Annotated in this window: 15 protein-coding genes and 1 pseudogene; 7 read left to right on the top strand and 9 right to left on the bottom strand. The window is 60.8% G+C overall.

Translation table 11 applies throughout. The features are described from left to right. The first annotated feature begins 241 nt into the window (after positions 1–241). Complete coding sequence (locus BS629_RS16370) at positions 242–550, top strand: hypothetical protein (protein WP_018243159.1); 309 nt, start codon at positions 242–244, stop codon at positions 548–550. A 229-nt stretch (positions 551–779) separates the two neighbouring features. On the opposite strand, the pseudogene BS629_RS16365 reads toward BS629_RS16370, so the two are convergent. Together BS629_RS16365 and BS629_RS16360 are read right to left on the bottom strand one after the other, a co-directional pair. Beyond that, a pseudogene (locus BS629_RS16365) lies at positions 780–2,158 on the bottom strand (MFS transporter). A 197-nt stretch (positions 2,159–2,355) separates the two neighbouring features. Further along, entirely contained in the window at positions 2,356–3,303 is a 948-nt protein-coding gene (locus BS629_RS16360) for a dihydrodipicolinate synthase family protein (protein ID WP_018243161.1), read from the bottom strand. A 162-nt stretch (positions 3,304–3,465) separates the two neighbouring features. Between BS629_RS16360 and BS629_RS16355 the strand changes: the two genes are divergently transcribed. The 3 genes from BS629_RS16355 to BS629_RS16345 all read left to right on the top strand — a co-directional run bounded on the left by BS629_RS16355 (position 3,466) and on the right by BS629_RS16345 (position 7,705). Then, entirely contained in the window at positions 3,466–4,494 is a 1,029-nt protein-coding gene (locus BS629_RS16355; RefSeq protein WP_018243162.1) for a LacI family DNA-binding transcriptional regulator, read from the top strand. A gap of 115 nt (positions 4,495–4,609) precedes the next feature. Next, positions 4,610–5,725, top strand: coding sequence for a DNA alkylation repair protein (locus BS629_RS16350; protein WP_018243163.1), 1,116 nt, complete (start codon positions 4,610–4,612; stop codon positions 5,723–5,725). A 246-nt stretch (positions 5,726–5,971) separates the two neighbouring features. Beyond that, positions 5,972–7,705 (top strand): DEAD/DEAH box helicase, encoded by a 1,734-nt coding sequence (locus BS629_RS16345; RefSeq protein WP_018243164.1) that lies wholly within the window; start codon positions 5,972–5,974, stop codon positions 7,703–7,705. A 158-nt stretch (positions 7,706–7,863) separates the two neighbouring features. Here the strand turns inward: BS629_RS16345 and BS629_RS16340 are convergent, their stop codons facing one another. Beyond that, entirely contained in the window at positions 7,864–8,763 is a 900-nt protein-coding gene (locus BS629_RS16340; protein WP_026188492.1) for a DMT family transporter, read from the bottom strand. A gap of 367 nt (positions 8,764–9,130) precedes the next feature. Between BS629_RS16340 and BS629_RS16335 the strand changes: the two genes are divergently transcribed. The 3 genes from BS629_RS16335 to BS629_RS16325 are packed head-to-tail and all read left to right on the top strand — an operon-like array spanning position 9,131 to position 12,318. Continuing rightward, positions 9,131–10,540: a circularly permuted type 2 ATP-grasp protein gene (locus BS629_RS16335; RefSeq protein ID WP_018243166.1), complete on the top strand. Its 1,410-nt coding sequence runs from the start codon at positions 9,131–9,133 to the stop codon at positions 10,538–10,540. Beyond that, the gene (locus tag BS629_RS16330) at positions 10,540–11,481 is read left to right on the top strand and encodes an alpha-E domain-containing protein (protein ID WP_018243167.1); all 942 of its coding nucleotides are present in this window, start codon (positions 10,540–10,542) and stop codon (positions 11,479–11,481) included. Before BS629_RS16335 ends, BS629_RS16330 begins: the two co-directional genes overlap by 1 nt. Before the next feature lie 12 nt (positions 11,482–11,493). Beyond that, positions 11,494–12,318: a transglutaminase family protein gene (locus BS629_RS16325; RefSeq protein ID WP_018243168.1), complete on the top strand. Its 825-nt coding sequence runs from the start codon at positions 11,494–11,496 to the stop codon at positions 12,316–12,318. Between the two features lie 169 nt (positions 12,319–12,487). Here the strand turns inward: BS629_RS16325 and araD are convergent, their stop codons facing one another. From araD to chvE, 6 genes are all read right to left on the bottom strand, one after another. Next, positions 12,488–14,227, bottom strand: a complete 1,740-nt coding sequence (gene araD / locus BS629_RS16320; RefSeq protein ID WP_018243169.1) for an L-arabinonate dehydratase — start codon at positions 14,225–14,227, stop codon at positions 12,488–12,490. Between the two features lie 61 nt (positions 14,228–14,288). Further along, positions 14,289–15,722, bottom strand: a complete 1,434-nt coding sequence (locus tag BS629_RS16315) for an aldehyde dehydrogenase family protein (RefSeq protein WP_018243170.1) — start codon at positions 15,720–15,722, stop codon at positions 14,289–14,291. A 68-nt stretch (positions 15,723–15,790) separates the two neighbouring features. After that, the gene (araD1, locus tag BS629_RS16310; RefSeq protein ID WP_026188493.1) at positions 15,791–16,786 is read right to left on the bottom strand and encodes an AraD1 family protein; all 996 of its coding nucleotides are present in this window, start codon (positions 16,784–16,786) and stop codon (positions 15,791–15,793) included. Positions 16,787–16,892: 106 nt separating this feature from the next. Next, complete coding sequence (mmsB, locus tag BS629_RS16305) at positions 16,893–18,104, bottom strand: multiple monosaccharide ABC transporter permease (protein ID WP_018243172.1); 1,212 nt, start codon at positions 18,102–18,104, stop codon at positions 16,893–16,895. Continuing rightward, positions 18,101–19,639: a multiple monosaccharide ABC transporter ATP-binding protein gene (gene mmsA / locus BS629_RS16300; RefSeq protein WP_018243173.1), complete on the bottom strand. Its 1,539-nt coding sequence runs from the start codon at positions 19,637–19,639 to the stop codon at positions 18,101–18,103. The genes mmsB and mmsA overlap by 4 nt, the downstream gene beginning before the upstream one ends. A gap of 92 nt (positions 19,640–19,731) precedes the next feature. Then, entirely contained in the window at positions 19,732–20,796 is a 1,065-nt protein-coding gene (chvE, locus tag BS629_RS16295) for a multiple monosaccharide ABC transporter substrate-binding protein (RefSeq protein ID WP_003561803.1), read from the bottom strand. Positions 20,797–20,856: the final 60 nt, after the last annotated feature.

Raw genomic sequence — 20,856 nt, 5'->3', positions numbered from 1 at the left:
ATAAATTTCGACAGCGGAATTTTACGAGCCGGCTCACCAAGCTGAAGATAATTCGAGATTACGAGCCCGGGCTTGCACGAGACTGAAAGGACGCTCGCAATAATTCTTTCGACGTCGGGATCCCTTGAAATCATGACGAAAATTTAATGCCGAAACCGCTTGCGCGGCCATTGCGTCGCCGCGATCCGGGCCGAGTCTCGGCATGGCTTTATCGAAGCCATGCCCATGAAAGGAAAATACCATGTCCGTTCTTCATAAGACCATGGCGACGGGCCTGATCGCCCTGACCTTCGCCGGCGCCTCGCTCGCCACCGCCACCACCGCCGATGCCCGTCCACGCGATGCCTTCTGGGGCGGCCTTGCCGCCGGCGTCGTCGGCGGCGCCCTGCTGTCGGAGGCCGCCCGTCCCGCCTACCCGGTCTATCCCGATTATCCCGCTTACCGCCCCTACCCCGTTTACCGGACTTACTATCGGCCGGACTATTGCCATTTCGAATGGTTGCACGACGATTGGGGCAATCCCTATCGCGTCAAAGTTTGCCAGCGATAGCGGAACCGCATCCGGCGTCGCCTGACCTCCCGTCGGCGCCGGTCAAATTACAGCGCCGCGCGTCTTTTCAGACGTACAGAGGATGCTGTAACGCTTTGAATTGCTGCATAATTTTATCCTTAAATCGATTCCGATTTAAGGAATGATGCAGTAGTCGGAACGACAATCAAATGAAACTGGCGGATTTTCATCCGCCAGCTCAAAGCCGATCAGATCGCATTTTCAACCGTTACGGAGAAAGCTCCTCCAGCACGCGATCCTTGGTTTCGACCGCAAACAACACCGTGATGATCGCACCGACGATCAGAATGGCTGCGAAGCTCGCAAAGACATACTGGATGCCCATGGAAGACATCACCGTGCCGACGAGGATCGGACCGGCCGATGATCCCAAGCGAAGCCAGGCGCTGCCGGTTCCTGTTCCCAGTGCCCTGAGGCGCGTTGGGTAGATCTCTGCCGAGTATAGGTACAGGGAGAATGTGACGGTCTGGACAATCGCATAAGCGAGACCGGCAAGAACCAGAACCTGGATGGGAGACGTCGCGCCGAGCCATGCGAGAGCCAGCAGCGGCACGGGAGCGAGAAGCAGTGCACCGGTGTACCAGCGCTTGCGTCCCACTTTGTCGATGAGCAGCGCGCAGATGACGGCGGCGATCACGCCGCCGACCGACGTCAGGAAACCATAGAAGATGCTGGTTTGAAGCGGCAGATTGAAGACCTGTCGATACAGGGTCGGCAGCCAGGTGATCGTACCGTTGGCCACCGTATAGGCGGTTTGCCCAGATGGAAAGCGTCCGCTTCAGGTAAATGCCCTGGAAGAGCTCGCGCCAGTCCGACTTGCGGCGGACCGGCGCCTGGATGAGCTTCGGCTCGGGCAGTTCCTTGCCGGCTGCGCGGGCACTCTCTTCCATGCGGCTGACGATAGCGTTTGCTTCGCCATAGCGGCCGTTGGCAGCCAGCCAACGCGGTGATTCCTTCAGGAACCAGCGCAGAGGAATCATGATGATTGCGGGAACGAGACCGACGACGAACATCGCCTTCCAGCCGTAAACCGGTACCATGGAAGTAGCCGATCAGCCCGGCGCCGACGAGGCCCAGCAGGAACATGACCTCATAGAGGAGGAAGAACTTGCCGCGCCCCTTCGACCCGATCAACTCGTTGATATAGGCGCTGGCGACCGGAACCTCGCCGCCGGTGCCGATCCCCTGGACGAAACGAAAGGCCATCATCATGCCGGCTCCGGCAGCGAACAGGCATGCGACATCCATGCTGACGAAGAGCAGGATCGTGAACAGAAGAACTTTCAGCCGGCCGACCTTCTCGGCAAGCCAGCCAAACAGGATCGCACCGATCAACTGCCCCAGATAGCCCATCGACAGGATCATGCCTGTCTGTGAGGGAGTCAGGCCCCACTCGCGGACGAGGACGGGCATGGCATATGCGATGGCGATGACCGTGTAGCCGTCGAAGAATGTTGCCGCGCCGACGATATTGCGCGCCCAGAATACCTCGCGGGTGATGGGAAGGCGCTCCAGACGAGCGCTGATTTCGGCCTGAGGATCAGCGGCATTCGCCGTCTCAGCCGGCATAGGCTGCATGACATCCATTGGTTCCTCCTTCTCGCCCCGTGGCCTACCACTCTCCCGGCCAGGGGCGCTCCTGCTTGATGGTTGCTACTGCGCGTCAGTTCGTCCTGTCAGAGCAATGGCCTGCAAAGACGTTCAAGTCTGCCTCGGCGAGTTTCCATGGTTTCCTCCTCCCTTCGGAATGCGCCCCTGCGACCTGCGCAGGGGCGTCAAAGAGGTCACTCGGCAGCCAGCAACTGGTCAACGCGACCGATACCGGCGGCGTCGAAGGCAGCAAAGATCTCCGCTTCGGCCTTTTCGCCAAGGCTCTTCAGCGGCTCGCGGATCGTAGCGTGGTCAAGGATACCGCGGTGCACGAGGCCGAGTTTCAGGGCCACGGTGCCTTCCATATGAGAGCCGCGATGATAGACGGCACGCGTCACCGGAAGAAGGCGCTCGAAGATCTTGCGCGCTTCCGGATAGTCCTGCGCCTTGCCAGCTTTGATCAGGTCGATGAGCAGCTCCGGCGCGATATTGCCATAACCGACGAGCAGACCGTCGACATCGAACATGGTTGGCAGCAGCCATTCATCGTGGCAGCTCAGAACCTGCAGCTTTGGATTGGCCTTCTTCAGCTCCGGAATTTCGACATACCAGCGCTTCATATTGCGCACGCCGTTCTTGGTGGCGACGACGCCTTCCTGTGTGGCAATCGCAAGCTGTGTATCGAGATCGTATGATGCCTTGGTGGCGTCGGGATATTGGAACAGGATGCACTGAAGGCCAGACTCCTGCCAGATTGCCTTGTAGCGATCCTGAGGCGCTCCCTTCTGAAAGCCGAAACGCAGCCAGCCGTGGTTGGGATAGACGAGTGCGCCGGTGGCACCAGCGGCCTTGCATTTCCTGGCCTCTTCAGCGGCGACCTTCGTGCCTTCACCGGTAATCCCGGCAATGATCGGAACGGCACCGTCGACTGCTTCAACATAAGTGTGGATGAGAGCAAGGCGCTCCTCTTCCGTGAGGAAGGTGCCCTCGCCGGCATGACCGAGGATGACGAGGCTTTTGACGCCTTCCATCGAGACCAGCCATTTGGCGAGTTTGGCGTTGGCTTTGTGATCAACTTCACCGTCGCGGGTGAAAGCGGTAACGGGGGCCGGGCTCAGCCCGCGCATATCCATCGGTTGCATGTTGGTCTCCTCCTTCGTGCGATCGCAGTTCGCTCGCGATCGATATAGGATCGTTTACGGGAACGTTCCCACTATCGTTCTCGAAATCTCTGGAGTCAATATCTTTTTTGGTGCATGCTGAGAGAGCGGCGGCGTCTTGCTGACTCGATTGGAAAAGGCTCAATGAATTCAAAGACGGATGAAGTTCCGGGGCAGACCCGCGTCACTATTCACGGCGTCGCTGCCGCAGCCGGTGTCTCCAAGTCTACCGTGTCCCGCATACTGGACGAGAGGCTACCCCGCTCCGACAGCGAGACCGCGCGGCGCGTGCGCAAGGTTGCCGAAGAGCTGGGATACGTCCGGGATGTTTCCGCAGCGAGCCTTAGGCGCGGCAACACAATGACAATCGGGGTGATCGTGCCCAGGTTGACGGATACGGTCATGGCCATGCTTTACGAAGCACTGGCCAAGGCTTGCAGCCGTAGTGGCCGCTTCGCCATTGTCGCAACGACCGACGACAAGCCAAAGGCAGACCGGCTCGCGGCCGAGTCTCTGCTGAAGCGCGGTGTCGATGGACTGATTCTTTCGACAGCGCGGGAAGACGATGACTTTCCGGACGAGCTGGCAAAACGCGGTATTCCTTATGTCCTGGCACTCCGGACGGATGGCCACAGCCTCTCGTCGGTCGGCGATGACCGGCTCGGTGGTTACCTCGCGGCACGCCACCTCCTCGATCTCGGCCATCGCAGAATTGGCGTCATTGCCGGTCCATCCTATGCCTCCAGTTCGCGGGGCCGAGTGGAGGGTTTCCGGCACGCCCTGGAAGAAGCTGGACTGAATGCGGATCCCTCCTACATCATTCCCTCGACTTTCGGCATCGAGTCCGGTGCGGTAGCCGTCGAGACACTGATGCATCTTAGTCCGCGCCCAACCGCTATTTTCGCCGTCAACGACAACACCGCCATCGGCGCCTTGTCGGGACTGACGAAACTTGGCCTTTCCGTGCCGCAGGACATCTCGATCGTAGGCTATAACGATATTCCGATTGTAAGCCACCTCCCCACACCGCTCACGACGTTGCGGGTGCCGTTTGAGCAAATTGCATCAAACGCCCTTGATCTTCTCGCCGGTGACAACAGCGCTGCCGACGAGCGTATTCGGATCTCGGCTCCAACCCTCATTCCAAGGAAATCGACGGCACCGATACGCTAAAGCTCGCGTCACACGCATCCCGCTATCTCCACACGATCCGATAGCAAATGGCCAGATGTTTCGCAGACCCTCATGCGGGCGGCATGCGGCGGCCGCATAGAGAGGAAGGACCAGCATGCCAGAACCGCTCAAGAACCTGCTGCATGAGGCATTGGTCGGCGATATGGCCGATCGCATTGCCGGCAACGCGCCGACTTTCGATAAAAGCCGCTTCGTGACGCTGGCGACCGAGGGCCTCACCGCGTTGGAGCTGATGGAGCGCTCGGCCCTGATCCGCGACGCACTGTTTGCAACACTTCCCGGTGATTTCCGAGAGGCCGCAGCCATGCTCAAGGCAAGCCTGCCCGCCGCCGGCAGGCCGGGGCTCTCCGGCTGGATGCTGCTGCCGGTCAATCAGTTCATCGCCGCACGCGGCCCCGATCACTTCGATCTCGGTCTTGCTCTCCTGAAGGCGCTGACGCCACATTTCACAGCCGAATACGGCATCCGCCCCTTTATCCACCGCGACCAGCAGCGCGCGCTGGCCATCATTTCAGGCTGGGTCGACGATCCCGATCAGCATGTGCGACGGCTGGCGAGCGAAGGAACGCGGCCGCGCCTGCCTTGGGCGATGCGTCTGCCGCAGCTCGTGAAGAATCCAGCGCCGATCCTGCCCATCCTGACCGCGCTGATGGATGATCCGGAAGATTATGTGCGCCGCTCCGTGGCCAACAGCCTGAACGACGTCGCCAAGGACCACCCGGACCTGGTCGCCGCCTTCATCGCCAGTCATATCGACGGCGCTTCATCCGAACGTCGCTGGCTGCTGAAACACGCCTCGCGCACGCTTCTGAAGAAAGGCCACGCGCAGGCGCTCGCCAATTTCGGCTTCGCCGCGGCCGCTTCGCTCGAATGCGAACTGCGGCTCCGGAATGCTGAGGTGATGTTCGGCGAAGGGCTGGATTTCGAAATCCTGGTAACAAACGCCGGCGAGCGAGCGCAGTCGCTGATGATCGACTACGCCATTCACCATGTGAAGAGCGACGGTTCGCTCTCACCCAAGGTCTTCAAGTGCAAGGCAATAATGCTCGCTCCGGGGCAAAGCCATACAATTGGGCGCCGCCACGCCATGCGGCCAATCACGACGCGACGCTATTATCCAGGCGAACATCGCATCGCCATCCTCGTCAACGGCGTTGAGACCGCATCGCAAAGCTTCGTCCTCGTCATGCCCTCCCCTGACCCGGCTTGAGGCTTTCTTGTGCACTGCACTTGACTTTCCACGCGAACTAGCCCAAATGCGGGTCAGCTTTCACCCTTCCGGCCGCCGCGTGAGCGTGCCCCTGCTGAAAAATACAGACGCAGGAAGAAGGGACAAAAGCGCATTTCGATAGAGCGCCGCACTCCCATGAGCGGCCAGAAGCGCTGGAAAGCTTTTTCCAACTCACAAGTTCCCACTTCACGCGGGGTTCTTGACGCCAGAATGAAACCGGATCGCATGGTGCGTTCCGGCGATAGTCATTGTGGCGCCCCGAAAGGTTATACCTTGACTAATTTTGAATCGCTTGGTGTCTCCAAGCCGATCGTTGCTACTTTGTTCCAGCTCGGCATCGAAACGCCGACGCCGATCCAGGAACATGCCATTCCCCTCCTCCTCGAAGGCCGCGACCTGATCGGCCTTGCCCAGACCGGCACCGGCAAAACCGCCGCTTTCGGCCTGCCGCTGATTGAAAAGCTGCTCGCCGACGAGCGGCGTCCCGACAACCGCACGACGCGCACGCTGATCCTGGCGCCAACCCGCGAACTGGTAAACCAGATCGCCGAGAGCCTGAAGAAGTTCATCCGCAAGTCGTCGCTGCGCATCAACGTCGTCGTCGGCGGCGTCTCGATCAACAAGCAGCAGCTTCAGCTCGAAAAGGGCACCGACATCCTCGTCGCCACGCCGGGCCGCCTGCTCGACCTCGTCAATCGCCGCGCGATCACGCTGACCACGGTCCGCTATCTCGTGCTCGACGAAGCCGACCAGATGCTCGACCTCGGCTTCGTGCATGATCTGCGCAAGATCGCCAAGATGGTGCCGAAAAAGCGCCAGACCATGCTCTTCTCGGCCACCATGCCGAAGGCGATCGCCGATCTCGCCGGCGAATATCTCGTCGATCCCGTCAAGGTCGAAGTCACGCCCCCGGGCAAGGCTGCCGACAAGGTCGAACAGTACGTCCATTTCGTCGGCGGCAAGAACGACAAGACGGAACTGCTCCGCAAGTCGCTGACCGAAAACCCTGACGGCCGCGCCATGGTCTTCCTGCGCACCAAGCACGGTGCGGAGAAGCTGATGAAGCATCTCGAGAATATCGGCTATTCCGTCGCTTCGATCCACGGCAACAAGAGCCAGGGTCAGCGCGAGCGGGCGCTGAAGGCCTTCCGCGACGGCAGCATCAAGACGCTGATTGCCACCGACGTCGCCGCCCGCGGCATCGACATCCCTGCTGTCAGCCACGTCTACAATTACGACCTGCCTGAGGTGCCTGACGCCTATGTCCATCGCATCGGCCGCACGGCGCGTGCCGGCCGCGACGGTATCGCCATTGCTTTCTGCGCTCCCGACGAAGCCAAGCTGCTGCGTGATATCGAGCGCCTGATGGGCATCGACATCACTGTCGCAAGCGGCGAACCGCCGGCCAACATCAGCGGCGGACCCCGCCGTGCCAACGGCAATGGCAACAACCGCAACCGTAATGGCGGCCAGGGTCGCGAAGGTCAGGGTCGTGGCGAAGGCCGTGGCGACCAGAACCGTTCGGAGCATCGCGGCAACCGTCAGGAACGCCGCCCGCGCCGCGAAGGTGAAGGCAGCGAAGTCCGCGCCGGCGGCGACGAGCGTCGTCCGCGTCCGGAGCGCCCGACCAGCCGCAACGAGGATTTCCGCGGTCAGCGCCGCGGTGAAGCGACCCCGGATCTCGGCCCCGACAACGATCTGGCCTCGACCTCCGATTTCCGCTCCTCTGCAAAGCCACAGCGTCCGGCCCATCACGGCGCCCATGCCAATGGTGAACCGAGCGGTCATCACCGCGGCAACAGCCGTCACGCCCACGGCCGTCCGACCCGCAAGCACGGCGAGGACCGCGGCCCGCAGCAGGCCCAGGCCGGCGAACCGCGCCGGGATGGCAACGGCGGCAACCGTCGCGGTGGCTCCGGCTCCCGCAACGGCAGCGGCCAGCGCCGCGAACGCGCCTGATAATTGAACGATCGAAAAGCAAAAAGGCCGGGGATATCTCCGGCCTTTTTGTTATCCAGCGCATCGGCCCGAAAATCGGAGTCGATTTTCGGAAAGCACGATGCGTAGATTCAAAGAGTTAGAGCGTCCTTTGCGCGTCCGAAAGGACGCACGGCGCTCTAAACCTCCGCAGGCCTATGCTCGCTGAACGCCTTGCGGTTGGTGAGATAGACGCCTGTCACGACCACCACGGTGCCGACAATCAACGGCAGGGTCAGCGGTTCTCCGAAGGCGATGAAGGCTTCGAGAGCGACCGCTGGCGGCATAAGGTAGATCAGCGAGGCGGCGCGTGACACCTGGCCCCGACGGATCAGATGAAGCAGCAGCCCGACGCCGCCCATCGACAGGCCGAAGACCGACCAGGCAAGCGCACCATAGGCCTGCGCGGCGCCGTCGAAATGCTGATGCTCGAAGATCAGCGAAAGCGGCAGGGTGAGGATCAGCGCGCCGATATATTGCAAGGTCGCGATGGTTCTGAGGTCGCCGGATTGCAGGTGCTTCTTCTGATAGAGCGTGCCGTAGGTGACGGACGCCATGGCGACCAGGTTGATCGCCAGCGGCAGGGCGGCATGCGTGAGATCGGCGGTCGCCGGATCGAGCAGCTTCGGCGAAATGGCGATGGCAATGCCGATGAAGCCGAGGGCAAGGCCGAGCTTCTGTGCCTGCTGCAGCCGTTCGCCGATGAGGAAGGGAGCTGCCATCGCCGTCAGCAATGGCTGCAGCGCCGCGATGATGCCCGATATGCCGGCCGGCACGCCATTGGCGATCGCCCACCAGAGCCCGGCGAGATAGAAACCATGCAGGAAGAAGCCGGAATAGACGGCGCGCAGCGCCGCCGCCCGGCTGGGCCATTGCGCCCGCACCACCAGGCAGAGCGCCAGGAATGCCGCCGCCGACAGCGCATAGCGTATCGAAAGAAAGGTGAAGGGCTCGGAATGCAGCGAGGCGTATTTCGCCACCACCCAGCCCGTGGACCAGAGCAGGACGAAAACGGCGGGGGCAAGGCGATCGAGAGACATGGGGCATGGCTCGGGAGAGAAGGGTTCGCCGTGCTGATAGCCCCACCCGGCGGCTGCAGTCAAAAGCGAAGCGTTGATGCTTATTTGAAATTTCGCTGATGCAACGACCCGATGGCGGTTGCCACTGAGGGCAGCGAAGCTCGCGCACATGACCATATTCGATCGCCCTGGCCGAACGAAAAACGGTCACATGCTCAGATTTTGCGCAGCCCTTGCGATTGATTATCCGCCATGCCGCACCGCATCACCTTAAATGCCCAGATTTTCACCCGTTTCCCGCAGCGCAAAATCTTTTCCTCGAACTGCGCATGGTTCTTGCATTGCCATTTGCGTTGTATTCAAATGAACAAAAAGGGGAGCCGAGCCTTTGGCATTTGACGAAATGATTACCGGGGACGAAAGTCCTCGCGCGCCTTATGAAAAATACTTCGAGTGGTACAACAGCCAAGACCGGGCGCATCTGATATCCAAGTCCCGCGATGCGGAAAACATCTTCCGGAAGACCGGCATCACGTTCGCGGTCTACGGCCACGCCGACAGTTCCGAAAAGCTCATCCCCTTCGACATCATTCCCCGCATCATCTCCGCTCGCGAATGGCGCAAGCTCGCCCAAGGCATCGAGCAGCGGGTGATCGCGCTTAACGCCTTTCTGGACGATATCTACCATAAGCAGGAGATCATCCGCGCCGGCCGCGTTCCGCGTGAACTGATCGAGAACAACGTCACCTTCATCCCCGAAATGATCGGTTTCCGGCCGCCCGGCGGCGTTTACACGCATATCGTCGGCACCGACATCGTGCGCACCGGAGAGGACCAGTTTTACGTGCTGGAGGATAATGCCCGCACGCCCTCCGGTGTCAGCTACATGCTGGAAAACCGGGAAACCATGATGCAGATGTTCCCTGAACTCTTTCATGAGAACAAGGTGCAGCGTGTCGAGGATTACCCCTATCTGCTGCGCCAGAGCCTCGCCTCGCTCGCCCCTCCTGGCTGCAAGGGCAAGCCGCGCGTCGCCGTGCTGACGCCGGGCATTTACAATTCCGCCTATTATGAGCATTCCTTCCTCGCCGACATGATGGGCGTCGAGCTGGTCGAAGGCTCGGATCTGCGCGTCATCGACGGCAAGGTGAAGATGAGGACGACACGCGGTTACGAAGCGATCGACGTGCTCTACCGCCGCGTTGACGACGACTTCCTCGATCCCCTGACTTTCCGGGCCGATTCCGCGCTCGGCATTCCCGGCATCATGGATGTCTACCGCTCCGGAAACATCACCATCGCCAATGCGCCGGGCACCGGCATTTGCGATGACAAGGCGATCTACTCCTACATGCCCGAGATCGTCGAATTCTATACCGGCCGCAAGGCGCTGCTCGAAAACGTGCCGACCTGGCGCTGTTCGGAAGCCGACAGCCTGAAATATGTGCTGGAGCATCTGGAAGAGCTGGTGGTCAAGGAGGTGCACGGCTCCGGCGGCTACGGCATGCTGGTCGGCCCGACGGCATCGAAGAAGGAGCGCGCCGATTTCGCCGAGAAGCTGAAGTCCAAGCCGAACAATTACATCGCTCAGCCGACGCTGTCGCTCTCCACTGTGCCGATCCTCGTCAACAAGGGCATCGCGCCGCGCCATGTCGACCTTCGCCCCTATGTGCTTGTATCCGACAAGGTTCAGATCATTCCGGGTGGTCTCACCCGCGTGGCGCTGAAGCAGGGCTCGCTGGTGGTCAATTCCAGCCAGGGCGGCGGCACCAAAGACACCTGGGTATTGGAGGACTGATGCTCGGAAGAACCGCAAACGGCCTATACTGGATGTTCCGTTACATCGAGCGCGCCGAAAATATCGCCCGCCTCGTCGATGCTGGGCTGCGCATGTCGCTCACCCGCAGCAGCGCAGGCGATGACAATTGGGATGGCGTGCTGCAAAGCGCTGGGGTGCGCGAGGCATATGACGAGGGCCACACGAAGCTGACGAATGCCGACGCGATCGACTATCTGCTGCGCGATCGCGCCAATCCATCGAGCGTCATGTCCTGCATCGAGTCCGGCCGCAACAATGCCCGCATGGTGCGCACCGCGCTGACGCGGGAGACCTGGGAAGCCACCAACGAATGCTGGATCGACTTGAAGTCGCTGCTCGAAAAGCGTGTCAAGGCGGCCGAAATGCCAGAGGTGATCGATGTCATCAAGCGCCGGGCGGGCCTCATCCGCGGTGCCTTCCATGGCTCGACACTGCGCAACGAGCTCTATAATTTTGCCCGCATCGGCACCTTCATCGAGCGGGCCGACAATACCAGCCGCATCCTCGACGTGAAATATTACGTGCTGCTGCCCTCGGTCTCGGCCGTCGGCTCCTCTCTCGACAATGTGCAGTGGGAATCGATCCTGCGCTCGGTCTCCGCCCACCGCGCCTATAGCTGGGCCTATGATGGCGAATACCGGGCGATGAACATCGCCGACTTCCTGACCCTCAATGTCCAGATGCCGCGCTCGCTTGCCTATTGCTACGAGAAGATCGTCAGCAATCTCGGCTATCTCGCCCAGGATTACGAGGAGCGGCTCCCTGCCCATGATACCGCGGATGCGATCCGCACGACACTGCAGACGAGGGCGATCCGGGATATCATGGATCAGGGCCTGCACGAATTCCTGGAGGATTTCGTCTCGCGCAACAACAAGCTCGGCGCGGAAATTTCCGACGGCTACCGGTTCTATGTATAAGCGGATAACAATATGAGACTGAAAATCAGCCACCTCACCGAATACCGCTACGACGGACCGACGCAGTTCTCGCTGCAAAGGCTGCGGCTGACGCCGCCGACGAGCCCCGCCCAGAAAGTGCTCGGCTGGGCGCTGAACGTCGAGGGCGCCACCCCCGAAGTGGAATATGACGACCAGTACGGCAATCACGTCAATCTGGTCTCGCTGGAAGGCGAGCAGGATGTGACGCGTATTCTCGCCGAAGGCGAGGTCGAGACGGAGGACAATAACGGCGTCACCGGCCCGCATACCGGCTTCTGCCCGCTTTGGCTCTTCCTGCGCGACACGCCGCTGACCAAGGGCGGCAAGTTGGTCAAGGAACTGATCAAGGGCGTCGGTGGCGATAACGAGCTTGCCCGCATGCACGCGCTGATGGCCGCAATCCACGAAACGGTCGACTACAAGCCCGGCACCAGCAACACCGAGACGACCGCCGAACAGGCGTTAGAGAAGAAGAGCGGCGTCTGCCAGGACCATGCGCATATTTTCATTGCCGCCGCCCGCGCCTTGCAGGTACCGGCGCGTTACATCTCCGGTTATTTGATGATGGAGGAAAAGATCGAACAGGCTGCGACCCATGCATGGGCCGAGGCCCATATTCCCGGCCTCGGCTGGGTCGGGTTCGATCCCGCGAACGAGATTTGCCCGGACGCGCGCTACATCAGAGTCGCCTCCGGCCTCTGCTATCGCGACGCCGCGCCGATTTCAGGCATGCGCATCGGCACGCCGGGCGAAACGCTGTCGGTTACCGTGAAGGTCGAGGACGGCGGACAGATGCAAAGCCAGAGCCAGAGTTGAGCCGACCGCAAAGACAAATGGCCGGCGATCCGCGCACTCTTCGAACATAGCCTCGACAAGGATCCCAGCATGGCCATGTCGAACGGCTGATTGCCGTTAGCCTGGAAAAACCGGCGGACAAGAAAAAAGCGGGGTGATGCCCCGCTTTTTCCAATCTTGGGTAACCCGACTAGTGGCTGTCCTTGCCGACCGCGTTTCCGCGACATCCCTTGAGGAAGTCGAGGTCGGCGCCGGTATCAGCCCCCTCGACATGCTGCTGATGCAGGAAGGCATAGCCGGATGTCGGCAGATCATGGTTCGGCTGCCACTCGGCGAGCCGCCGCGCCAGTTCCTCCTCGGAAATGTCGAGATGCAGACGACGGTTCGGCACATCCAGCTCGATCATGTCGCCGTTTTTCACAACCGCGAGCGGCCCTCCAACCGCCGCTTCCGGGGAGGTGTGCAGCACGACGGTACCGTAGGCCGTTCCGGACATGCGGGCGTCGGAAATGCGCACCATGTCGAGGATGCCCTTCTTGAGCACCTTCGGCGGCAGCCCCATATTGCCGACCTCGGCCATCCCGGGATAGCCCTTCGGCCCACAGTTCTTCATGACCATGATGCAGGTTTCGTCGATGTCGAGGTTATCATCGTTGATCTTGGCCTTGTAGTCGTCGATATCCTCGAAGACAACAGCCCTGCCCCGGTGCACCAGCAGATGCGGCGAAGCCGCTGAAGGCTTCAACACCGCGCCCTTCGGCGCGAGATTGCCGCGCAGCACGACGATGCCGCCCGAAGCTGTCAGCGCCTTTTCGGCCGGCAGGATCACGTCTTCGTTCCAGTTGACGACGTCCTTGACCTCGTCCCAGACGGTTTCGCCAGATACCGTCAGCGCATCCTTGTGCAGGAGGCCCGCCTCGCCGAGGCGCTTCAGTACCACCGGCAAGCCGCCGGCATAGAAGAACTCCTCCATCAGGTACTTGCCCGACGGCATCAGGTTGACGATGGTCGGGACGTCACGGCCACAGCGATCCCAGTCGTCAAGCGAAAGATCGATGCCGACACGGCCCGCGATGGCGAGCAGGTGGATGACGGCATTGGTCGATCCGCCGATGGCCGCGTTGGTGCGGATTGCATTCTCGAAGGCTTGCTTCGTCATGATCTCGGAGGGCTTCAGGTCGTCCTTGACCATCTGCACGATACGCCGGCCGGTGAGCTGCGCCATGACCTTGCGGCGGGAATCAACGCCCGGGATCGCGGCGTTGCCGGAGAGCGCCATGCCGAGCGCCTCGGCCATGGAAGCCATGGTGGAGGCCGTGCCCATGGTGTTGCAGGTGCCCGACGAACGGCTCATCGAGGCTTCCGCCTCGAGGAATTCCGCCTGCGTCATCTCGCCGGCCTTCACCATTTCGGAAAACTTCCACAGATGCGTGCCCGAGCCGACCCGTTCGCCGCGGAAATAGCCGTTCAGCATCGGCCCGCCAGTGACGACGATCGAAGGCAGGTCGCAGGAAGCCGCCCCCATGATAAGCGACGGCGTGGTCTTATCGCAGCCGACCAACAATACGCAGCCATCCATCGGCTGGCCGCGGATCGCCTCTTCCACCGCGAGCGCGGCAAGATTGCGGTACATCATCGCCGTCGGGCGGAAGGTGTTTTCGGATGCCGAGAACACCGGCACCTCAAGCGGGAAGCCGCCGGCCTCCCATACGCCCGCCTTCACCTTTTCAGCCAGCTCTCTGAGATGACCGTTGCAAGGGGTCATATCCGACCAGGTGTTGAGGATGCCGATCACCGGCCGGCCGTCGAACAGGTCGTGCGGATAACCCTGGTTCTTAAGCCAGCCGCGGTGATAGATCACGTCGCGGCTCGTACCGCCGTACCATTCCTGCGACCTCAGCTTGCGCGGCCATTCCGCTTTCTTTTTCATCGTCTCTATCCTTCGGGATATCGCCGGACCGCCTCGTACGGCCCGGTTCATCGCATTTGTCTCAAGCCAGCGTGTAGGCGGTCTTGACGGTTGTGTAGAACTCGGCGGCGTACTTACCCTGCTCGCGCGGGCCGTAGGACGAGCCCTTGCGGCCGCCGAAGGGAACGTGGAAATCGACGCCGGCGGTCGGCAGGTTGACCATCACCATGCCGGCCTCGGAATTGCGCTTGAAATGCGTCGCATATTTCAGGCTCGTCGTCGCGATGCCGGCAGAGAGCCCGAACGGCGTGTCGTTGGCCGTCGCCAGCGCCTCGTCGTAATCCTTGACCCGGATCACCGACACAACAGGCCCGAAGATCTCCTCGCGCGAGATCCGCATCTGGTTGGTCGCTTCGGTAAACAGCGTCGGCTGCAGATAGAAGCCGGGCGTTTCGCGGGATATCACTTCGCCGCCGAAGGCGAGTTTCGCGCCTTCTTTTCTACCGATCTCGATATAGTCGGTATCGGTCTTCAGCTGCCGCTCATCGACGACGGGGCCGATATGCGTGCCGGCCTTCAAGGCGTTGTCGACGACGAGCGTCTTCAGCTTGTCGGTCAGCGCCGCCACGAACTTGTCGTGGATGCCCTCGGTGACGATGAGGCGCGATGACGCGGTGCAGCGCTGGCCTGTAGAGAAGAAGCCGGAATTGGCGGCTGCCTCGACGGCGACGTTGAGATCGGCATCGTCGAGCACGACCATCGGGTTCTTGCCGCCCATTTCCAACTGGAACTTGCGGTTATGCTCGATGGAAGCAGCGGCGACGCGCCTGCCGGTGCCGGTGGAACCGGTGAAGGTGATGCCGTGAACGTCGGGGCTTTCGAGCATGGCTTGGCCGACGACCGAGCCCTTGCCCATGACGAGGTTCAGCACGCCCTTCGGCAGGCCGGCGCGATGCAGGATATCGACGATCGCCCAGGAACAGGCGGGCACCAGTTCGGCCGGCTTGAAGACGATGGTGTTGCCGTAGCAGAGCGCCGGCGCGATCTTCCAGGCGGGAATGGCGATCGGGAAATTCCACGGCGTGATGATGCCGATGACGCCGAGAGCCTCGCGGGTGATCTCGATGCCGATATTCGGACGAACCGACGGCAGGACCTCGCCGGCCAGCCTCAGCGCCTCACCGGCGAAGAATTCGAAAATCTGCGATGCGCGGATAACCTCGCCGGTGGCTTCCGGCAGCGTCTTGCCTTCTTCGCGGGCAAGCAACGCCCCGAGCTCGTCCTTGCGCGCCATGATCTCGTCGCCGGCCTTCTTCAGGATGACGTGGCGCTCCCAGATGCCCGAGCGCGACCAGGCCGGGAAAGCGGCCTTGGCGGCAGCGATGGCGTTTCTCGTGTCATCAGCGCTGCCATCGGCATAGAGGCCGACGACCTCATTCGTATCCGACGGATTGATGTTCTTCGTCGCGTTCGAGCCGACCCATTCGCCGGCGATCAGATTTTGATAAATGGTCATGGGCTTAACAAGCATCCTTTACCGTTTACGAGCAAAGATCCGGCCGCCGATGCGGCCAGGTCTGGAATTCAGAGCTGCCTGACGGCGATCTCTTCCTCGGCGGCAACCTTGAGCGGATTACGGAGCGAAAGGCCGAATTCGGCGACTTCGATCTCGAAGACATCGCCCTCTTCCGTCTTGACGCCATCGGCAAAGGAAAGGGTCGCCGTGCCGAACATATGGACGTGAACATCGCCCGGAACACGGAAGAGGCCATATTTGAAGTGGTGATATTCCAGATTGGCGAAGGTGTGCGACATGTTCGCCTCGCCGGACAGGAACGGCTTTTCGAAAATCACCTTGTCGCCGCGCTTGATGCGCGAGGTGCCGCGAATATCTTCCGGGGGCGCGCCGACGCGGATTTCCGGACCATAGGCGGCCGGTCGCAGTTTCGAGTGGGCCAGAAAGAGATAGTTGATCCGCTCGGTGACGTGGTCCGAAAACTCGTTCGACAGTGCAAAGCCGATGCGGAACGGCGTGCCGTCCTTGGCGATCACGTAAATGCCAGCCATTTCAGGCTCTTCGCCGCCGTCGAGCGCGAAGGAGGGCGAGATGAGCGGCGCGCCGGGGGCAGCGGCGCCATAGCCGTTGCCCTTGTAGAACCATTCGGGCTGCACGCCCTTTTCGCCGGCCTTCGGCTTGCCGTTCTCAAGGCCCATCTTGAACATCTTCATCGAGTCCGTGAGGGTTTCCTCAGCGGCTTCGGTGGTCTTCTTGTGCATGGAATCGCGCGTTGCCGCCGAGCCCAAATGCGTCAGGCCGGTGCCGGTCAGATGCAGGTGCGCGGCATCGGGATGGGTGATCGGCGGCAGGAAGCGGCCTTCTGCATAGGCCTTCTCAAGATCGACGGCATCGCCGTAGCCATGCGCTTCGATGACGGCGGCCAGCGACTTGCCGCCGTCTGCGGCTTCCATCGCCAGCGCATAGACGCTGACGGCATTCTTGATCGACCTGGCAGCGCCGCCCGCCTCGCGCACGGCGACGATGATCTCTCCGTTTGCACCCTTGATCTGTGAAATAAGCACGTTACTCATCCTTTTCCTTTGGCGATGGCACAGCTACGCCTCTCCGGCTCCAGGCGGAGCCGGAATTCAGGTTTCTTATGACTGCGATGCGGGTGCCGAGCTAAGCTCAGCCCTTGTTCTTATTGTAAACGTCGAAGAACACGGCAGCGAGAAGCACCGCACCCTTGACCATCTGCTGCGAGTCGGTGCCGAGACCGTGGATCGACATGCCGTTGTTCATGATGCCCATGATCAGAGCGCCGATAACAGCGCCGGTCACCTTGCCGACGCCGCCCTGGGCGGATGCGCCGCCGATGAAGCAGGCCGCAATCACGTCGAGTTCAAGACCGAAGCCGCCCTTGGCCGTTGCCGAATTGAGACGCAGGGCAACGATCAGCCCGGCCAGTCCGGCAAGCAGGCCCATGTTTGCGAACGTCAGGAAGGTCAGTCGCTCGGTGTTGATACCGGAAAGCTTCGTCGCCTTCTCATTGCCGCCCATGGCGTAGATGCGGCGGCCGATCGTCGTACGGCGGGTAATGAAGGCATAGGCAGCAACCAGAACGAGCATGACCATCAGCACATTCGGGAAGCCGCGATAGATCGACAGCTGGTAGCCGAGCGCCAGAATGGCGAGGGTGACGAGGGCGTTCTGGACGAGGAAAAAGCCTAGCGGCTCGACGTCATTGCCATGCTTTTCATTCGATAGGCGCTTGCGCCAAGCCAGATAGAACAGGGTTACGGCGCCGACAACGGTCAGAATGATCGAGGTCGAGTTGATGCCGCCCATATCGAAAGCGTTCGGCAGGAAGCCGATGCTGATCAGCTGGAAAGCCGGCGGGAAAGGACCGATGCTGGTGCCGGTCCCCGATGCCGTCATCACGAACAGCGTCAGGCCGCGGAAGACCAGCATGCCGGCCAGGGTGACGATGAAGGACGGGATCTTGTGGTAAGCGACGAAATAGCCCTGAATGCCGCCGACAAGCGCACCCATGGCCAGACATACGATACCCGCCAGGACATAGTTGGTGTGCCATTGCACCGTCATGACGCCGGCGATAGCGCCGATAAAGCCGACGACGGAACCAACCGAAAGGTCGATATGGCCGGCAACGATCACCAGCAGCATGCCTAGCGCCATGATGACGATGAACGAGTTCTGCAAAATGATGTTGGTCAGGTTGAGCGGCCTGAAGAGAACGCCACCGGTCGAGAACTGGAAGAACACCATGATCGCGATGAGCGCGATAAACATGCCGTATTCGCGGATGTTGCCGCGAACGTAGTCTCCGACGGAGACGACACGCCCCTGCTCAGCGATGGGTTGATTGATCGGCGTCATTGTTTCTTCTCCCCTGAGCGCATGATAGCGCGCATGATGGTTTCCTGGCTTGCTTCTCCCTTCGGCAGTTCCGCGACGATGCGTCCTTCGTTCATCACGTAGATGCGGTCACACGTACCGAGCAGTTCGGGCATTTCCGACGAGATCATCAGAACGCCCTTTCCATCGGCGGCAAGCTGGTTGATGATAGTATAGATTTCGTATTTTGCGCCAACATCGATGCCGCGCGTCGGCTCGTCGAGGATCAAAATATCGGGATCCGAGAACAGCCACTTCGACAGCACCACCTTCTGCTGGTTGCCGCCGGAAAGATTGACCGCCTCCTGGAAGATGCTGGAGGAGCGGATGCGCAACTTCGACCGATAGTCGGTCGCAACCCTCGATTCCTTGACGCTGTCGATAACGGACGCATTCGACACCGCCTTCAAATTGACGAGCGTCGTGTTGTGCAGGATCGTGTCGTTGAGCACGAGGCCGAGCTGCTTGCGGTCTTCGGTAACGTAGGCGAGACCTGCATCGATCGCCTTGCGCACGGTGCTGACGTCGACCGGCTTGCCGTGCATCAGCGCCTCGCCCGAAACCTTGTGGCCATAGGCTTTGCCGAAGAGGCTCATGGCGAATTCGGTGCGTCCCGCCCCCATCAGGCCGGCGATACCGACGACTTCGCCCTTGCGGACGGTGACGTTGATATTGTGCAGGACCTGACGGTCGCGGTGCTGCTGGTGATAGGCGTTCCAGTTCTTCACTTCGAGAATGGTTTCGCCGATCGGCACCGAACGCGGCGGGTAGCGATCCTCGAGATCGCGACCGACCATGTTGCGGATGATGATGTCTTCGCTGATCTCGTCCGCATGACAGTCGAGCGTCTTGACGGTCATCCCGTCGCGCAGGACCGTGATCTGGTCGGCGACCTTGCGGATCTCGTTCAGCTTATGGGAAATGATGATCGAAGTGATGCCCTGCTTGCGGAACTCGATCAGCAGGTTGAGGAGAGCGTCGGAATCGCGTTCATTGAGCGAGGCTGTGGGCTCATCGAGGATGAGCAGCTTGACGCTCTTCGACAGCGCCTTGGCGATCTCGACGAGCTGCTGCTTGCCGACGCCGATATCGGTGACCAGCGTGTTTGGAGATTCGGACAGGCCTACTTTCTTCAGCAGCTGCTTCGTGCGGTTGAAAGTCTCGTCCCAGCTGATGACGCCGCTCTTGGCATTCTCGTTGCCAAGGAAGATGTTTTCGCCGATCGACAGCAACGGCACGAGCGCCAGTTCCTGGTGAATGATGACGATGCCGATTTCTTCGGAGTCCTTCAGGACCTTGAAGTTGCGCGTCTCGCCTTCATAGACGATGTCGCCTTCATAGCTTCCCGTGGGATAGACGCCTGATAGCACTTTCATCAGGGTCGATTTGCCGGCCCCGTTTTCGCCCACCAATGCGTGGATCTCACCCTGGCGAACCTTGAGGTTCACATTCTCCAGCGCCTTGACGCCCGGGAACGTCTTGGTGATGCTCCGCATTTCGAGGATAGTATTGTCCATAGTCAAAGTTCCAGCGCCTGCAGCCGTCAAGCGGCTGGGCGATCATAAAATCGAAGACCGGAACCCGCAAGCGCGGGCTCCGGTCCTTCTCATTACTTCAGCTTGTCTTCAGAGTAGTAACCGCTGTCGACGAGGATCTGCTTGTAGTTGGTCTTGTCGACGGCAACCGGCTTCAGCAGATAGGACGGGACGACCTTGACGCCGTTGTCGTAGGTCTTCGTGTCGTTGACCTCGGGCTCCTTGCCCGACATCACGGCATCGACCATGGCAACGGTGACCTTGGCGAGTTCGCGGGTGTCCTTGAAGATCGTCGAGTGCTGTTCGCCAGCGATGATCGACTTGACCGACGGGATTTCAGCATCCTGACCGGTGACGATCGGGAGCGGCTGAGCCGCAGTACCGTAACCAACGCCCTTCAGCGAGGAGATGATACCGATGGACAGACCGTCGTAAGGCGACAGAACGGCATCGACCTTGGCGTCGGTGTAGTTGGCCGAGAGCAGGTTGTCCATGCGGGCCTGGGCCGTTGCCGGATCCCAACGCAGCGTGCCGACCTTGTCCATGCCGGTCTGGCCGGACTTCACGACGAGCTTGCCGCTGTCGATGTAGGGCTGCAGAACGGACATTGCGCCATCATAGAAGAAGAAGGCGTTGTTGTCGTCAGGCGAGCCGCCGAACAGTTCGATGTTGAAAGGGCCCTTGCCGTCCTTGAGGCCGAGGCCGTCAACGATGGAGCCAGCCTGCAGAACGCCGACCTGGAAGTTGTCGAACGTCGCGTAGTAGTCGACGTTACCCGAATCGCGGATCAGACGGTCATAAGCGATGACCTTGATGCCGGCGTCGTGTGCCTTCTGGAGAACGTCAGAAAGCGTCGTGCCGTCGATCGAAGCGATGACGAGAACCTTGGCACCCTTGGTGACCATGTTTTCGATCTGCGAAAGCTGGTTCGGAATGTCGTCGTCGCCATACTGCAGGTCAGTGCCGTAACCGGCAGCCTGGAGCTGCTTGACGATGTTGTTGCCGTCGTCGATCCAGCGGGCCGAAGCCTTGGTCGGCATCGCAATACCGACAGTGCCCTTATCCGCGGCCAGAGCCGGCGCAACGAACGAAGCGACGCCGAAGGCAGCCGCAGCCATCAATGAGATAATGGATTTCATTTCTCTCTCCCTTGTTAATAAGCAGCGGACGAAAAATCGCCCGCCCCGAAACTGTGGCAG

Source organism: Rhizobium leguminosarum bv. viciae USDA 2370, from assembly GCF_002008365.1.
Taxonomy (GTDB): Bacteria; Pseudomonadota; Alphaproteobacteria; order Rhizobiales; family Rhizobiaceae; genus Rhizobium; species Rhizobium leguminosarum.
This window is presented reverse-complemented; position numbering and strand designations above follow the sequence as displayed.

Excerpts from the sequence above, each read along its gene's own strand:
- BS629_RS16370 (WP_018243159.1), top strand. The coding sequence starts at position 242 with ATGTCCGTTCTTCATAAGACCATGGCGACGGGCCTGATCGCCCTGACC.
- BS629_RS16360 (WP_018243161.1), bottom strand. The coding sequence starts at position 3,303 with ATGCAACCGATGGATATGCGCGGGCTGAGCCCGGCCCCCGTTACCGCT.
- BS629_RS16355 (WP_018243162.1), top strand. The coding sequence starts at position 3,466 with ATGAATTCAAAGACGGATGAAGTTCCGGGGCAGACCCGCGTCACTATT.
- BS629_RS16350 (WP_018243163.1), top strand. The coding sequence starts at position 4,610 with ATGCCAGAACCGCTCAAGAACCTGCTGCATGAGGCATTGGTCGGCGAT.
- BS629_RS16345 (WP_018243164.1), top strand. The coding sequence starts at position 5,972 with ATGGTGCGTTCCGGCGATAGTCATTGTGGCGCCCCGAAAGGTTATACC.
- BS629_RS16340 (WP_026188492.1), bottom strand. The coding sequence starts at position 8,763 with ATGTCTCTCGATCGCCTTGCCCCCGCCGTTTTCGTCCTGCTCTGGTCC.
- BS629_RS16330 (WP_018243167.1), top strand. The coding sequence starts at position 10,540 with ATGCTCGGAAGAACCGCAAACGGCCTATACTGGATGTTCCGTTACATC.
- BS629_RS16325 (WP_018243168.1), top strand. The coding sequence starts at position 11,494 with ATGAGACTGAAAATCAGCCACCTCACCGAATACCGCTACGACGGACCG.
- araD (WP_018243169.1), bottom strand. The coding sequence starts at position 14,227 with ATGAAAAAGAAAGCGGAATGGCCGCGCAAGCTGAGGTCGCAGGAATGG.
- BS629_RS16315 (WP_018243170.1), bottom strand. The coding sequence starts at position 15,722 with ATGACCATTTATCAAAATCTGATCGCCGGCGAATGGGTCGGCTCGAAC.
- mmsB (WP_018243172.1), bottom strand. The coding sequence starts at position 18,104 with ATGACGCCGATCAATCAACCCATCGCTGAGCAGGGGCGTGTCGTCTCC.
- mmsA (WP_018243173.1), bottom strand. The coding sequence starts at position 19,639 with ATGGACAATACTATCCTCGAAATGCGGAGCATCACCAAGACGTTCCCG.
- chvE (WP_003561803.1), bottom strand. The coding sequence starts at position 20,796 with ATGAAATCCATTATCTCATTGATGGCTGCGGCTGCCTTCGGCGTCGCT.